The organism is Spirillospora sp. NPDC048911 (genome assembly GCF_043198015.1).
Classification (GTDB): domain Bacteria; phylum Actinomycetota; class Actinomycetes; order Streptosporangiales; family Streptosporangiaceae; genus Spirillospora.
This window is the reverse complement of sequence record NZ_JBICUD010000008.1, coordinates 363,885-379,137: the sequence shown is the minus strand read 5'-3', so window position 1 is coordinate 379,137 and position 15,253 is coordinate 363,885. Positions and strand designations below refer to the sequence as shown.

Below are 15,253 nucleotides of genomic sequence, written 5' to 3'. Positions count from 1 at the left end.
GCGAGATCTGCCGGCCGTTTCCATGGAGGGAAATCCCTTGGCAGAGAAGAAGACCCTTGCCGTGACCGCGGCGGCCGTCGCGGCCGTCACCGCGAGCATGGTGGGTGCCGCGGTGCTGAGCGGTCCGGACGGGGTGAGCGCGGGCCGCGTCTCGGCGACGGATCGCGCCACGGCACAGGCCGCCTCGCAGAAGTCGCAGGGCGTCCGTGACCGCTACCCGCACGGCCTGCGGAAGGAGGCGGTGACCAAGGGCGCGCGCCGCCCGGCGAAGGCACGGCGGCTGAGTGCCCGGGACGGCGTCCAGGAGGGTGTTCAGATCGCGGTCGATGTGCTCGATCGAAACGGCAAGCCTGCCGCGGACCAGACGCTGGTCGAGTTCTACCCGCTGACCGGTGACGACCCGTTCTACGCCGAACTGCAGAACGGCCACGTCGAGGGCGAGCTTCCGGCGGGCCAGTACGCCATGCTGACCCGCGTCAGCACCACCGAGCAGGACGGCACGACGTCGTCCGCCCTCGTCTACCGGCCCAAGGTCGAGATCACCGCGACCACCAAAGTCCTGCTCGACGCGCGCGAGGCCAAGCCCATCGCGGCGACGGTCGACCGCGCCGATGCCCGGCTCCTGACCGGCGAGGTACGCGTCGTCCAGAAGATCGCGGGCCGGTCGGTCGTCACCTCGTCGATGATGCCGCTCGAGAACGCCTACATCACGCCGACCGGATCCGCGCCGGAATTGTCCGTCGGTTTCCAGGCCGTCTTCACCCGCAAGGGCGCCGAGTCCGGCAGCCCGTACGTCTACAACGTGGTGGAGCAGCAGGACGGCGGCGTGCCGCAGAAGCCGGGCCTGAACGTGCACACGAAGGATCTGGCCGCGGTGAAGACCGCGTACGGCACCGAGGGAAGCCCGGTCTGCGTCGGCGGGCATGCCATGCCGATCTGGACGGACGGCGGCCCCAGAATCGGCTTCTTCACGGGCGTGGGAGCGGCACCCGGCACTCGCACCGAGTACTACTCGCCCGGCGTCGCGTGGGAGCTCGACTGGATGAACACCACGCCGGACTGCGAGTTCGGATTCGAGACGACAGAGCTCTGGTCACGCCAGGAGCGCTTCACGAAGGCGGGCTCGTACCAGCGTCGCCTTACCCCCGCCCTGTTCGGTCCGCGTGAAGGGGTCGTGATCTGGAACGAGAACGAGGGCGGCGAGCCGGCGCTGGCGATCGGCATGCACTCGACAGGCGCGGGCAGGAGCCCTATGGCTCCGTACCCTGGATCAACTGGCACTTCGGTCCTGCGCGACCCGAGCGGAAACACCGTCTACACCTACGACCTGCCTGGCGCCGCCTGGAACTGGGGCTTGCTCAAGCCGGGAAACTACAGCCTCACGGTGGACGAGAGGCGCGCCGCCCCGTTCTCGCCCCTCGCCGTCCGCCAGCACGTCGTGTGGAACTTCGCCGTCAAGGATGACCAGGTCATTCGTCTGCCGTATCTCACCTACCGCACTCCCCTCGACGAGCAGTCGAGGGCCAAGGCGGGCGCTCGCCAGCAGGTGACCATGACGACCGGCCGGGCAGGCACCGCCGCTCCGAAGCTGTGGGCCTCGTCCGATGACGGCGCGACCTGGAAGGCCGTCACGGTGACCCGCAAGGGCAAGGACTGGATGGCGACCCTGACCAACCCGAAGGAGGGCTTCGTCTCGCTGCGGGCGACCATCCCCGGAGCGCTCGACCAGACCGTGATCCGGGCCTACGCCATCAACGGCTGACAAACCCTCGGGGGGCGAGGATCTCCAAGCTTGAACCCGACGTACAAGATCCTCGCCCCGACCGGCCGACCACCGAACTGGTCGACAGCCACTCGACGTGAGCGGCGTGGACGCGAGCAGATTGGGCACAGCAGACTGCACACGGGCGGACCGGACGAGAGCCGCAGGATGCGGGCGGACTGCACGCAGGCGGACTGGACGCGAGCGAACTCCATATGGGCGGCGGACCGTCTCTGCCAGCCCGGAGCGCCATCCGAACGACGGGCGCCTCGCGAACCGTCCGCCGTCTCGTTCGGTCACCAAGCGGCGATGATGTGGAAGTCGGTGTAGCGCGGGTCGCCCAGCCGGACGACGCGCCGGGTGGTCAAGGACACACGGCTCAGCGGAAGTCCGGCACCGTGCACAAGCAGCTCCGTCAACTGCCGGTTGTAGAGCACGACCCCGAAGGACGAGGTGACCACCTCTTTGGGGGCGGTGTAAAGGGTGCGGGGCTTGGCCCCGGACGTCAGCGGGAATTCGGTGATTCGTGTGGGCCCGTCCTTCTGCGACATGCTCACCGCCACGGCCGTGCCATCTGGACGCATGGACAGTCCGCCATCGGCGTCGAAATTTCCCAGCCGCGATCGTTCGTCGACCAGAACGCGGCTGTTGAGGAGGTCATGGCCAGGTCGCGTGAGGTCCAGGACGCGCAACTCACTGGTACCGCCCGTCTCCGACGCCCACGAGAAGGCGATCTGGCGGCCGACGGCGTCCAGCGACGACGCGAAGATGTTGCCTTTACGCCGAGTGGACCACTGGGTGACAGCACCGGTCCGGACGTCGGCCACGCGGAGATCTCCGACAATGCCCTCGCACCCCTTGACCGGGTGGAGGCGGCACGAGGTAGAGGGGTCCTGCACGGTGAAAGCCAGCCGGGAGCCGTCGGCCGTCACGGTCATGGAGTCGATGTGCCCGGTGACGGCGGGGATCGGCAGCCGCGACACGGCGGCCTTCCCCTGGCGATCGAGCACGATCTTGTGGAAGGTATTGGCGCTGGTCCGCGATCGGACGGCGGCGAAGAACGTACGGCCGTCGGCGGCGGCCGCCACCTCCTCCGCCCTGATCGCGAGACGGTGGACCAGTCTGCCGTCCAGGACGTTGTACACGGCAAGCCCTTGGGTGCTTGGGTCCTGCGTGAGGAAGCGGGCGGGTGGTGCCTGCGCCGCCCTTTCCGGCTCGGGACGGCCGACGGCGTACATCGTGCCGACCATGATCACCGCCAGGGCCGCGGCGGCGACGAGCGGGACCGCCCAGCGGTGGCGCGGCCGCCGCGGTTCGGGCAGCAGAGGCGGCACGCGCGGCCCCCAGGCGTCGGCGGCCGCGTACGCGTCGCGGATCCGGTCCTCGAGCGCGCTCATGATTCCTCCTCCAAGATCTGCGCCAACGCGGTCAGTGCCCGGGACGTGGTGGACGAGACGGTGCCGCGGCTGATGCCCAGCACGCCAGCGATCTCGTTCTCGGGAAGGTCGCAGTAGAACCTCAGCGCCAGTACCTCACGTTGCCGGAGCGGCAGGCGGGCGATCGCCGCCAGCATCTGGTGCCGCCGTTCGGTGGCCAGAACACCGTCCTCGGCCGACCAGGCGGGCGGCTGCTGCGACTGGCCGAACCGCCGTGCCACCGCTCGACGCCGCAGGACCGACCGGCATCGGTTGAGCACCGCTGATCGCACATAGGCCAGGGCGCGGTCGGGGTCCCGCAGAAGCCCCTGCCTGCGGTGCAGCCCGAGGAAGGCCTCCTGCACGACGTCCTCCGCGGTGGGCGAGTCCCCGACCATCAGCATCGCGAGCCGGATCAGGCTCAGAACATGGTCGCGGTAGAGCCTGCCTACGTCAGCCGGGGTTGAAGACTCCAGTATTCGTTGGTGGTCCACAGACAAGAGACGCGCAGCACGCCGAAATGCTGCGTCCCCCAAGCAAACTTCCGCCACGCCAGACCAAACCAGACCGCCACCACCACCCCTCCGCACCACCGCTTCACACCGCCGCCGCCGCCAGCAAGATCGCAGTGATCGTGCCTGTCTGGGTGATCCGTTCCCTGAGGTGCGTCAGCTGGCTTCTGAGCGTCGGGCCGGAGGATGCGGGCCGACGTCATGATCGAAAGCCTTGAGCTCCTCCCGATACTCGCTTCGCCTGACCTCGATGTTCGTCCGTGGAGTAGTACCGGGCCGCGCACAGATGGTTGACTAAGGAACCATGGCGGCGCCGAACACCAGCAGTGGCCGTCGGCGACAGCCCCGGAAGAACGGGGACCGGCGCGACCGGTATCCGCTGCTGGCCGAATGGGTCGCGGCTGACCGCCGCGACCCCGGTCTGGGTCGCCGGGTCGCGGCGTGGGTGGACGACCACTGGCGCCGTCGCCAGCGCGGCCCCACCTGGTACGCCGTCGCCGAGCACGTCCGGCCCGACCTGGCCATGATTCCTGACGAGGCCCGCCGCTGGTACGCCAGCCAGCTCGTCAACCGCCTGATGGATCAGGGCTGGCTCGCCGAGAACACCGGTACCAGCCCGCTGGCACCCGGTCCGCGCTTCCAACCAGACCCGGCCGCGCGACACGATCCTGACCCATCGGCCGCGGACGCCGAGGACGACGAGCCGCAATGGACCCCCGGGCGGCTGTTCTAAGAGAACGCCTTGGACGCCGGGTCATCACCACAAAACGCATGGCAGTGTTTCCTGCCGGGCCGATTCGATGTCGCAGGAGCGCCGTGGCCCTGCGTCAAATGCAGTTGCGTGCGGCGGCTCCTATTTCGATGATCGGAGAATGAGACCGCCCGGACGCATCGCGCTCGACGGCGGACTGTTGCGCCGCTGGACGCCCGCCGACGCCCCGGCGCTGCACACCGCCGTCCTGGAATCCTTCGAACTCCTGCACCCGTGGATGTCCTGGGCCGCCGAACGGCCCGAGCCCACCGATCAAGAGGAGCTCATCGCAGCGGCGATCAGGCGATGGGAAGACGGGGAGGCCTACCTCTACGGCGTCTTCGACCCGGCCGGCGAGCAGTTGCGCGGTTCCATGGGCCTGCACGCCCGAGTGGGGCCGGGCGCCTTCGACATCGGCTACTGGCTGCACGCCGAGCACATCGGCAAGGGCCTGGCGACCAGAGCGGCCGGGGCTCTGACCGAAACGGGACTCGCGCTACCCGGGATCGAGCGGATCGAGATCCACTGCGACGAGGCCAACACCGCCAGCGCCGCCATCCCGAAACGGCTCGGCTTTCACCTGGACCGCATCGAGGACGACATCCCGGAAGCCCCCGCGAGCACCGGCCGCCGGATGATCTGGATCAAGTACGGCTCGTGAGATCGGCGTCACCACCGCCGCGTCCAGACAAGGCGGAGGTGACCTGCTCTCTGCGCAGCCACGGACGCGACGCTTCACCACTCACAAGGCGAGCTGGGTTGACGCCGATGTGAAGCAGCGCTGAAACGGCTGTGTGCTGTCGTGAGTACTCATTCAGGAACCAGGTCAACGAAGCTGCGGTCGAGTTCTGGTTCAGCTGAGGACGGCGGTGGCGGATTGCATTCGAGAAATGCCGAGCCGACCCCACTGTGGTGGGTCATCAGTTCAGCCGAGGTTCCTGCAGCCGAGCGGTGTGAGGAGGGCTCGAAGATCTGGGTGCCCTACGCGCCACGCCACGACGGCAGATTCCGGGCCGCAGTGGGTATCAGCGAGTTCGGTTCCGTGCGGGTGACGTTGACGACCACGCCGCCGCCGCGGGTGCAACTCATTCACCAGACTGATCCGGAGGTCTTCAAGCAGGGCTGCATCGTGCGCAGTGCCAGCACGATAAGGCAGGACGGCACGGACAGTCTGGCACGGCATATGGACGAGTTGAGCCCGGCCGACACCGCTCGGCTGTCCACCCTGACGTTGGACGTGCTGACCATGGCGTTGGCCAACGGGCTGGAAGTTCAGAGCGCGGTCCCGCCCCACGCCAAGCAAAGACCTCTGATGACGCAAATTTACGCGTTCATCCGGGACAACTTGGGCGATGCTCAGCTGACTCCGGGCACGATCGCGGCGGCGCACCATATCTCCTTGCGCTATCTGCACAAGCTGTTCCATGCGGAAGGGCAGACCGTCGGCGGCTGGATTCGCGAACGCCGTCTGGAGCAGTGCCGGCGCGACTTGGCCGAACCCTTGCTGGCCTCCCGTCCGATCAACGCGATCGCGGCCCGATGGGGATTCGCCAACCCCGCGCATTTCAGCCAGGCGTTCCGCAACGCCTATGGCCTCTCCCCCAGCCAGTACCGCCGCCAGCGCACGGCTCGCCCATAAAGGCCGTGCCTCAGCCGGTACCGCCACCAGCCCACAGCCCGCCCGCAAAGGAGCCCTACTCCAGCCAGTACCGCCGCCAGCGCACAACTCGCCCGCAAAGAAGCCCTGCCCAGCCAGTACCGCCACCAGCGCACAACTCGCCGTAAGAAGGCCCTGCCCCAGCCAGCCCCAAAGGGCCGTCGTCTCCTTCGCCGGGCATGGCCGACTATGCCGAGTCCCCGCCGATGTACGAACGTCGAATCCCAAGCTGAGGCTCAGGGGGCGAGTGTGATGGTGGCGGGGATTCCCTGGCGGGTCATCTTGGCGTAGGGGCAGAGCGTGTTCGCTTGCGTGAGCAGTTGAGTGGCCGTCTCGCGTTCGACTCCGGGCCAGTGCACCGCCAGGTCGGCTTGGAGTTGGTAGCCGCCGTCGGCGGGGTCGCGGCCGAAGGCCACGGTGGCCTCGATCGTGATCGGGGTGGGGTCGAGCGAGTGCTGGCGGGCCACCAGGCTGAGCGCGCCGTGAAGACAGGCGGCGAACGCGGTGGCGAAGAGTTGCTCGGGGTTGGGGTGGGTGGCGTCACCGCCCAGTTCGTGGGGTGTTCGCAGCTCCAGATCGAGGGCGCCGTCGGAGGAACGGGCCCTGCCCGTCGCGCGGCCGTGGGCGGAGCCGCCGCCGCTCACGGTGACGTGAGTGGTGTAGATCGGTCTGAACGTGGCGCCGCTGTAGTCGTTGTCCGTGGACAGCGCCGGGGCCGGGTCGTTCACTGATTGCGCCTTTCGGTGTCGAGGCTGCTCAACGGCGATGCCAGCGCCGCATTTTGTCGGGGTTCAGCACGATCCAGACCGCGGTGACCTCGGCGGCGGCGATGCTCAGGCTGACCACCGCGACGGCCTGCCCGGCCCGGCGCAGCACCAGACCTGTGCGGCCGTTGACTGATTCGACGGACACGACGGTGCGGGGTCGTCCGGCGAGCAGGGCCGTGACAAAGTGAGCGACGGCGTCCGCACCGTGGGTCGGGTGCATGGCGGCGCGGACCTTGCCACCGCCGTCGCTCACCACCATCGCGTCGACGGCGAGGACCTTCTTCAGCGCCGCTGTGTCCGCAGTGTCGCATGCTGCCGCGAACCGGCGCACAACGTGATCGTGCCTGGCGAGCAGTGCCTGATCGGAGTGGTCTTGCTGCGGACGCCGCTGGAGCCAGGCGGAAACGGGGTCGGGTGCTTGGTGAGGGTGCTGCTGCAGCCGGACGGAAACAGGGTCGGGTGCGTGGTGGGGATTGGGTGGATGAGCCTGGCCCTCGCCGATGACCGGGCCACCGTGTGCTGGTGCGTCGGTGGTGGGGGCGAGCAGGTCCAGGCAGATGCCTCCCGCGGCTCGGGTGAGCCAAGCTCGGGGTGACGCGATGCCCGCGCGTTCGTCAGGGTCGAGTGTGTACCAGCGGCGGTAGGTCTCCTGAACGATCTGGTCGGCGGCGGCCGTGCCGAACATCCATCCGGCGATCTCCAGCAGGTGCCGCCGTTCGTCGAGCATCTCCGCCAGCGATGCGGCGGCACCCGTGTCGGTCATGGCCGCCCGTCCTCATGGCGAGTCGCCGGCGGCTGGGCATCGGCTGTCCGGGTCGTCCGCACGTTGTCCTCTCTTCTGTCGCGTCGCCAGCTAAGACCGGACAGCTCGCCGAGTTGTGACTCCCCGGCGCTGCGGAAGTGACGGCGGGTCAGGCGGTGGACGGTTTGTGGGAGAACCCGATGATCTTGACGGGGTTCAGGCACCACATGATCTGGTAGATGCCGGAGTCAGAGGCGTCGACGGACATAACGGCGATCTTCCTGCCGTCGCGGTAGAGAATGGCGGCCAGCTGCCCGTTCATCAGGGTCCATTCGACGCGGACGCCGGGCCAGAAACGACCCGCGAACGCTCTGACGTACTTGGCGACCCGGGACTTGCCCACCACGGGGAACTTCGACGCTTGGACGGCGCCGCCGCCGTCGGAGTAGCTGACCACGTCCGCGGCGAGGATCTTCTCCAGCGCGGCGAGGTCACCGACACGGGCGGCGGCGAGGAAGGCGGTCAGCAGCCTGCGCTGTTCGGCGTCGGTCACCGGTGCCCGGCGCTCGGACCGCAGGTGTTTGCGGGCCCTGCTGACGAGCTGCCGGACCGCCACTTCGCTCGTCTGGATGACGTCGGCGATCTGCGGATAGGGGTACTCGAAGGCTTCCCGCAGAACGTAGGCGGCGCGTTCGGTGGGTGAGAGCTTCTCCAGCAGGAACAGGACCGCGAGGCTGAGGGCCTCACCGCGTTCGGCGCCGAGGTACGGGTCGGCGCTGGTGTCGACGGGCTCGGGTAGCCAGGGGCCGATGTAGGTCTCGCGGCGGACCCGCGCGGACTGCAGGACGTTGATCGCGAGCCGGGTGGTCGCGGTCGCCAGGAACGCGGCGGGATCGGTCACGGTGTCGCGGTCGCACGTCTGCCATCGCAGCCACACGTCCTGCACGAGATCCTCGGCCTCGCTGGAACTGCCCAGCATCCGGTACGCGATGCCGAACAGGCGCGGCCGGACGTCCGCGAAGATCGCTGTAGCCCGGTCGAGATCGCCCGGGCCGCCTGAATGGCTCGCCGGTTCGGTGTCCTCCACGTGATCGCCCCGTTCCGTTGATGCTGGACTCATCCAGCCCTTGTCTGCCTTCGAACGGCTTGGTGCTGGACTCATCCAGCCCATCGCCGGGCCCCCGAACGGCCGGTGCTGGACTGACTCCAGCCTGTCACCCGGCCCGTCAGACAGCTATGACAGGACAGCGGGGCCATCTGTGACAACCGACGGCTGTCAATTTTCCCGGCGGTCCGGGGAGCTCGGCAGCGCGAAGGCGTCGAGCTTGGCGGGATTGATGATCCACATGAGCTGATGGATGCCCTCGGGTGAGGCTTCGATGGTGAGAAGTGCGAAGTCGGCGCGACCACGAGGGACGAGCAAGCCGGCACGCCCGTTCACCTCGACCCAGGTCAGCTCGGCGCCGGGCCAGAATCTCGGCGCGTACGCGGCGACGAACTTCGTCACCCGTGTGACGCCCACGAGGGGGAACCGGGCCGCCCCGGGGATGCCACCGCCGTCGGAGGTGCTGACGACGTCGGCGGCGAAGAGGTCCTCAAGGGCAGTGATGTTCCCTGTCTGGGCGGCGTCGAGAAAGAGGGTCAGCAGGCGCCGGTGTTCGGCCCTGTCGATGGATTCGCGCCGGACGTCGTGGAGGTGTTTGCGGGACCGGCTCACCAGTTGGCGGACGTTGGCCGGGCTGAGCTGGAGGATTTCCGCGATCTGCTCATAGGGGCAGGCAAAGGCTTCGCGGAGGATGTAGGCGGCCCGTTGAGTCGGCGTGAGTCTTTCGAGCAGCAGGAGAAAAGCGAGTTCGAGGGCTTCGCCGCGTTCGGCACCGAGGTACGGGTCGGCGCTGGTGTCGACGGGTTCCGGCAGCCAGGGGCCGATATAGGTCTCGCGTCGTGAACGGGCGGACTGCGCGACGTTGATCGCCAGGCGGGTGGTGGTCAGCGCCAGGAAGGCCGCCGGGTTGGCGACGGTCGAGCGGTCGGTGTTCTGCCAGCGCAGCCAGGTGTCCTGGACGACGTCCTCGGCCTCCGCCGCACTGCTGAGCATCCGATAGGCGATGCCGAAGAGGCGCGGGCGGACTTCGACGAAAGTGGCAGCGGCCTGTTCGAGCGAACCCGCCGTTCCTGAGGCCTCTGGACGCATGCTCACTCCCGCCTTCGACGCCAGGATGGCATCTCCACAATTCGATTTCACGGTGACGAATGCAAGGCCGGGCAGGTACGGCTTTTCTCATTTCAAGGGTTCGGCGCTTCGTCCCGCTCCAGCTCAGCCCTTCCTCAGGCGTCTTCGGCGGGGTCTGGGTTGGAGTCGCCGCTCAGCTTCTCTACCGCGCCAAGGAGGTTGCGGAGCTCGACCTCTTCTCGTTGGACGTCGGTGGGGTCGAACAGCCACTCCGAGGCGGGCTGGCCGAAGAGCTCCTCCGGGCGGCTCGACTCGGCCAGGGTCAGTTCGGCTTCGACTTCCGTCTCAAGCTCGATCTCAAAGTTGTCGCCGGTCGAAGTGCTCATCGTTCCTCCACGTATGGCTTGGGCGGGTGTCTGGCGGGCCGGTCGTCTGGCTGCATGGATCAGTTGCGTCGAGATCTGTCCGGACGCGAACAGGCGGGTGAAGGTCTCGCTCTGGTGGGCCGCCAGCGCGTGGGCCCGGTCGGCCCGGTGTCTGGTGGCGATGACCGCGGCGACCCGTTCGGCGCGGCGGGACCAGGAGAGTGGCGCGTCGTTGGGCTGGTCGATCTGTTCGACGAGGTCGAATCCCGTGCCGGCGAGCAGCTCGACGAGCTCGTGTTGGGTGGGGAACAGGTTGCCCTCCGGCGCCGGGACCACCCGCGGGCGCCGGGCGACGACCACCAGGAGCCCGAGGGGCGCCCCGGGCGGCAGCACCCGGTGGATCTCGCGGAGCACGGCGGCCTTGTCGTGGACGGTGCACAGGACTCCCAGGCACCAGGCGGCGTCGACGGACTCGGTTCGAAGCGGAATCCGTCCGCCGCTCGCCAGGATGACCGGGAGACCGAACAGCCGGGCGGCTGCCCGGCAGGCCGCGGGCATCGGCTCCAGCAGGATCGGCCGGACACCGAACCGCTTGGCCGCCCAGGCCGCCGGACCGCCGGCGCCGGCGCCCACGTCCAGCAGCCTGGTCCCGGCTGACAGCTCGCACGCCTCGGCCAGCCAGGCCAGCGCCGCCGGGCTCGCGCTGCCGCGGCACGCGGCCGGGATCGCGTACCGCTCGCCGAGCTGCTCGACGGCGTCGGCGGTCCAGCCGGCGACATCATCGAACTCGGCGACCATCGCCGATGCGGTCAAAGCGGACCTCCTGTGCGGTGGCCGGCACCGAGGTTGCGGACGCTAGTTTCCGCCCAGCCAGTCGGCGTACTTGATCTCGCCGAGAGTCGCGCCGTCGCCCGGCACGAGATCATGCTCGTGCAGCTCGGCTCCGAAGTAGTGCGCGTGCGGGTCGGTGACCACCTCGCGCGAGTCTCCCCAGGCCGTCAGGGCGTCCCGGAAGAACTCGTCCATCCGGGACTGCTCGGGCCCGGCGATCTCGACCCGCCCGTTCAACGGCGAGCCCACCGCGACCTTGCCGACCGCCTGGGCGACCTCGTCACCCGCGATGGGCTGGAAGAGCACCGGCGGCATCCGGACGGTGTCGCCGTCGGTGGCGCCGTCGGCGATCCGCCGGGCGAACTCGAAGAACTGCGTCGCGTGCACGATCGAGAAGGGGATTGGCGACTCCTTGATCAGCTCCTCCTGGGCGATCTTCGCCCGGAAGTAGCCGATGTCGGGCCGCCCCTCGGTGCCCACCACCGACAGCGCGACGTGATGGCCCACGCCGGCCGCCTTCTCCGCGGCAAGGAGGTTGCGGGTGGAGGTCTCGAAGAACTCCAGCACCGCCGCGTCCTCGAAGGACGGCGAGTTGGACACGTCGATCACCACGGACGCGCCGGTCATGACCTCGGCCAGCCCTTCGCCGGTGAGCGTGTCGACGCCGGTGTTGGGCGAGGCCGCCACCGCCTCGTGGCCGTGCTCACCGAGCCTGGTCACGAGCTTCGATCCGATCAGGCCGGTGCCGCCGATTACCACGATCTTCATGACAGGCCTTCCTGTTCGCCGGGGCGTCGGTCGCCACCCGGTCGCCAGCTAAGACCGGGCATCTCCTCGGGCTGTGACAGGTTCGAGGAAATCTTGTCGAAATCGCACATATTCGGCGCTGGCTGTCACAGGCGGGGACGCTGCCCGGTCTTTGTCAGCAGGACGGACTCACGGAGCGACGGGAGCGAGACCGTGCCACCAGCAGTTGCCAGGTACCGGATCCGGGTCCGGATGACCGCGCGTGCGATCGACGAGCCGCACCGCGCCGCCAGCCAGCTCGAGTTGCTGTTCGACCTCACCTTCGTGGTGGCGGTCGCGGCCGTCACCGCCCAGTTCGCGCACACCATCGCCGACGGGCACGCCCTGACCGGGCTTGTCCCGTTCCTGCTGATCTTCTTCGCCGTGTGGTGGGCGTGGATGAACTTCACCTGGTTCGCGTCGGCGTACGACACCGACGACGTCGCCTACCGGCTGCTGACGATGGTGCAGATGGCCGGCGTCCTGGTCATCGCCGCGGGCGCGCCGGCCGCGGTCGACGACTCCGACTATCGCGCCGTCACGATCGGCTACTTCATCATGCGGATCGCCCTCGTCGCCCAATGGCTGCGGGCCGGTACCGAGAACCCGGCAGGCCGTCGCACCGCGTTCCGCTATGCCGGTGGCATCGCCATCCTGCAAGCGGGCTGGATCCTGCGGCTCGTTCTCGCAGAGACGGATGCCCTGCCGTCATCTGCCCAGGTGCCGTCCTTCGTCGGCCTGGCCATCCTGGAGCTTGCGGTGCCCTTGTGGGCGGAACGGCCCAGCCCCACCAACTGGCACCCGCACCACATCGCCGAGCGCTACGGCCTCTTCACGCTCATACTCTTCGGCGAAAGCGTCCTCGCCGCGTCCAACGGAGTACGAGGAGCACTCGACGCAGGCAAAATCAGCGGGCCGCTCGTCATCATCGCCGTCTCCGGTCTCGTCCTGCTGTTCGCGCTCTGGTGGCTCTACTTCCTCGCCCCCGCCGGTGAAGGACTCAACGACCGTCGCCACCTTTCCTATCTGTGGGGGTACGGCCACTACGGCGTCTTCACAGCCCTCGCCGCCCTAGGCGCCGGGCTCGAGGTCGCGGTCGAGCAAACCGGCCATGACCTCAAGGCCTCACCCCTCGCGATCTGCTATGCCGTGGCGATCCCGACCGGAATATTCGTGGTTCTGCTCTGGATGGTCCACACGCCCATCCTGGCCGAGGCCGTCATCCGTCCCGCCGTGGTGCTGTGGAGCGTCGCCGCCGTCCTGCTCCTGCCACTCGCGGCCCCGCAAATCGGAGTGGTCGCCGTCATAGCGGCGATCGCCGCCGTCTGCGTCCTGATGGTCGCCGTCACCATCACCCCAAAGGCGCAGGCCACAGCCATGACCCCCATCACCGAACAAACCATGTCCGACCGCTGACATCCACGCGGCCGGCAGTGCGATGCCGCAATCGCGCGGGCCGGACCTCGCGCGGGCCGGACCTCGCGCGGACCAGACGTCGCGCGGACCAGACGTCGCGCGTACAGGACGACCGCCTGTGCCGGACGACCGCTTGTGCCGGACGACCGTGCGTGCCGATGACCGTGCGTACAGGGCGATCGCGCGGACTGGACGACCGTGCGTTCCGACGATCACGTGGGTCCGGACGATCACACGGGTTCGAGAATCACGCGTGCCGGACGACCGTGTGCCGGACTTGTGACTCAGCGTCCCCAGACTCCTTTCTGGCGAAGGCGAACCTCCAGCGGGGCTCGCATGGAGATATTCGCGAGAGAACTTGGAGACGCTCGGACGGCCAGCTTCGAACAGCCCCAGCGGCCTTGCGGTCCAGCGGCTCATCAAACGGAGATGAGCACGACCTGATCACGGCCGTTCCAGCTCACGAATGAGGCTGAGGCGCCGATGACTTGACGCGAGAGAGGTGCCGGGCCATGTGTCTCACGTCAACCCTGGTTGACATTCACTCTCATGTCAACCTACGTTGACATCATGGATTTTCAGTCACGCATGTTGTTGTGGTGTGGAGCGATCGCGGGTCCGCTCTTCACCCTCGCCTACCTCGTCGAAGGTGCTGCACGCGCGCACTACGACCCGCTGCGTCATCCGGTCAGCTCGCTGGCCCTCACCGACCGCGGTTGGATACAAGCCTCCAACTTCCTGCTGGCGGCCGTGCTCACGTTCGCGTTCGGTATTGGCCTGCGCCGCGCATCGCGGCCACGGCAGCGAGGGCGGAAGGAGCGAGAGAAACGGAAGCCTGAGCAGCGGCAGCCCGAGCCGGAGCAGCGGCAACGGGAGCAGGGACGGGGACGGGGACGGGAGCAGCGGCAACTGGTTTGGGGGCCGCTCCTCATCGTCCTGTGGGGAGCAGGCCTGCTCGGCGCCGCGATCTTCGTGACCGATCCGATCAGCGGCTACCCGACCGGCACCCCGGACCGGCTCCCGGAGCCCACCACGCACGGCGCCCTGCACGACTATCTCTCGCTGGCGGGCTTCGCCGCGTTGGCCGCCGCCTGCCTGGTGTTCGCCCGCTCGGGCCCACGCCCATGGCGGTTCTACAGCGCCCTGAGCGGGCTCGGCTTCGTGGCCGCCATGCTGCTCGCCAGCGCCACCTTCGGCACGTCAGGAGATCTAAGCGACCTCGCCGGGCTGTTCCAGCGCATCGCCATCACCACGGCCTGGTCCTGGCAAACTCTCCTCGCGCTCCGCTTCCTCACCAATACACACCACGACGAAACAACACAGTTCGCCCCGGAATAATGAACGACCCCGTGATGACACTGCCGCGACGTCCAACAGGTCGGCAACGGCCTTCAGTCGCCGCCGCGTGCTTGAGCTCGTTAGGAGCACCTATGAGGCGCTGCGTCCCGCCGATCGACCAGTCCTCGCAGGACAAGCAAACGCAGCGTTCCCCCTGGAGCTCCCAATGAAGAAGGAAGGTAGCGCCATCAGCAGCCGCCGCCCCGCCAACCCGTCCGATGCCGATGTAGCCCTCGTGCTCAAGGCGTACGAGGCCTTCGCGGCCGGCGACATCGACTCGGCGACCGTCGCCCTGCACCCCGACGTGGAGTGGATCGAGCCAGATGAGTTCCCCAACGGCGGCCGCCGGGTCGGGCCGGCCTCCGTCGCCGAATACCTCACCGCTTCACGCGCGATGTGGTCCGAGTTGACTTCCGAACGCACGCCCTACCGGCACGGCGACGACATCGTCATCATCCACCGGGTCTACGGCATGCTTGCCGATGGCACACCCAACGAAGCCACCGTTGCCGACGTCTTCACCGTTCGCGATGGCCAGGTCGTCAAGATGCAGGCATACGCCGACCCTGAAGAGGCCTTCAAGTCTTAGCCACGCCGGGCCAGGCTGGCGATTCCGCTGGTGGAGCTGTCGGCCGACGACTACGCCGAGCCGATCAACGCCTACACGCGCACCAGCTTCGTCCCGCCGAGGCCACGGCGCAGCACATGATGACGGCGGGTACCGGAACGGTCCTGACC

The 15,253-nt window shown here is 68.3% G+C and carries 15 protein-coding genes; 7 read left to right on the top strand and 8 right to left on the bottom strand.

Annotation, left to right across the window (positions count from 1 at the left end; translation table 11 throughout):
• Positions 1-37: 37 nt before the first annotated feature.
• Positions 38-1,762, top strand: coding sequence for a hypothetical protein (locus tag ACGFNU_RS34225; RefSeq protein ID WP_392600461.1), 1,725 nt, complete (start codon positions 38-40; stop codon positions 1,760-1,762).
• A gap of 296 nt (positions 1,763-2,058) precedes the next feature.
• Here ACGFNU_RS34225 and ACGFNU_RS34220 read toward each other — a convergent pair whose 3' ends face one another.
• The gene (locus ACGFNU_RS34220; RefSeq protein ID WP_392600459.1) at positions 2,059-3,159 is read right to left on the bottom strand and encodes a hypothetical protein; all 1,101 of its coding nucleotides are present in this window, start codon (positions 3,157-3,159) and stop codon (positions 2,059-2,061) included.
• Positions 3,156-3,671, bottom strand: coding sequence for a SigE family RNA polymerase sigma factor (locus ACGFNU_RS34215; protein ID WP_392600457.1), 516 nt, complete (start codon positions 3,669-3,671; stop codon positions 3,156-3,158). The genes ACGFNU_RS34220 and ACGFNU_RS34215 overlap by 4 nt, the downstream gene beginning before the upstream one ends.
• Positions 3,672-3,993: 322 nt before the next feature.
• Between ACGFNU_RS34215 and ACGFNU_RS34210 the strand changes: the two genes are divergently transcribed.
• The 3 genes from ACGFNU_RS34210 to ACGFNU_RS34200 all read left to right on the top strand — a co-directional run bounded on the left by ACGFNU_RS34210 (position 3,994) and on the right by ACGFNU_RS34200 (position 6,079).
• Positions 3,994-4,422, top strand: coding sequence for a hypothetical protein (locus ACGFNU_RS34210; RefSeq protein ID WP_392600455.1), 429 nt, complete (start codon positions 3,994-3,996; stop codon positions 4,420-4,422).
• 139 nt (positions 4,423-4,561) lie between these two features.
• The gene (locus ACGFNU_RS34205) at positions 4,562-5,101 is read left to right on the top strand and encodes a GNAT family N-acetyltransferase (RefSeq protein ID WP_392600453.1); all 540 of its coding nucleotides are present in this window, start codon (positions 4,562-4,564) and stop codon (positions 5,099-5,101) included.
• Positions 5,102-5,458: 357 nt separating this feature from the next.
• Entirely contained in the window at positions 5,459-6,079 is a 621-nt protein-coding gene (locus ACGFNU_RS34200) for a helix-turn-helix transcriptional regulator (RefSeq protein WP_392600451.1), read from the top strand.
• 254 nt (positions 6,080-6,333) lie between these two features.
• Here the strand turns inward: ACGFNU_RS34200 and ACGFNU_RS34195 are convergent, their stop codons facing one another.
• The 6 genes from ACGFNU_RS34195 to ACGFNU_RS34170 form a co-directional block, all read right to left on the bottom strand.
• The gene (locus ACGFNU_RS34195; protein ID WP_392600449.1) at positions 6,334-6,825 is read right to left on the bottom strand and encodes an Ohr family peroxiredoxin; all 492 of its coding nucleotides are present in this window, start codon (positions 6,823-6,825) and stop codon (positions 6,334-6,336) included.
• Between the two features lie 28 nt (positions 6,826-6,853).
• Complete coding sequence (locus ACGFNU_RS34190; RefSeq protein WP_392600447.1) at positions 6,854-7,627, bottom strand: hypothetical protein; 774 nt, start codon at positions 7,625-7,627, stop codon at positions 6,854-6,856.
• Between the two features lie 148 nt (positions 7,628-7,775).
• On the bottom strand, positions 7,776-8,693 hold the full coding sequence (locus ACGFNU_RS34185) for an RNA polymerase sigma-70 factor (protein WP_392600445.1): 918 nt from the start codon (positions 8,691-8,693) through the stop codon (positions 7,776-7,778).
• 189 nt (positions 8,694-8,882) lie between these two features.
• Positions 8,883-9,800, bottom strand: a complete 918-nt coding sequence (locus tag ACGFNU_RS34180; RefSeq protein ID WP_392600443.1) for a sigma-70 family RNA polymerase sigma factor — start codon at positions 9,798-9,800, stop codon at positions 8,883-8,885.
• Between the two features lie 134 nt (positions 9,801-9,934).
• Positions 9,935-10,957 carry a class I SAM-dependent methyltransferase gene (locus tag ACGFNU_RS34175; protein WP_392600441.1) on the bottom strand — a complete coding sequence of 341 codons (1,023 nt, stop codon included), beginning with the start codon at positions 10,955-10,957 and terminating at the stop codon, positions 9,935-9,937.
• Positions 10,958-10,999: 42 nt separating this feature from the next.
• Positions 11,000-11,743 (bottom strand): SDR family oxidoreductase, encoded by a 744-nt coding sequence (locus ACGFNU_RS34170; RefSeq protein WP_392600439.1) that lies wholly within the window; start codon positions 11,741-11,743, stop codon positions 11,000-11,002.
• Positions 11,744-11,974: 231 nt separating this feature from the next.
• On the opposite strand from ACGFNU_RS34170, the gene ACGFNU_RS34165 reads away from it, so the two are divergent.
• From ACGFNU_RS34165 to ACGFNU_RS34155, 3 genes are all read left to right on the top strand, one after another.
• Positions 11,975-13,177, top strand: coding sequence for a low temperature requirement protein A (locus ACGFNU_RS34165; RefSeq protein ID WP_392600438.1), 1,203 nt, complete (start codon positions 11,975-11,977; stop codon positions 13,175-13,177).
• Between the two features lie 570 nt (positions 13,178-13,747).
• On the top strand, positions 13,748-14,515 hold the full coding sequence (locus tag ACGFNU_RS34160) for a DUF998 domain-containing protein (RefSeq protein ID WP_392600436.1): 768 nt from the start codon (positions 13,748-13,750) through the stop codon (positions 14,513-14,515).
• A gap of 166 nt (positions 14,516-14,681) precedes the next feature.
• Positions 14,682-15,104: a nuclear transport factor 2 family protein gene (locus ACGFNU_RS34155; protein ID WP_392600434.1), complete on the top strand. Its 423-nt coding sequence runs from the start codon at positions 14,682-14,684 to the stop codon at positions 15,102-15,104.
• Positions 15,105-15,253 lie beyond the last annotated feature (149 nt).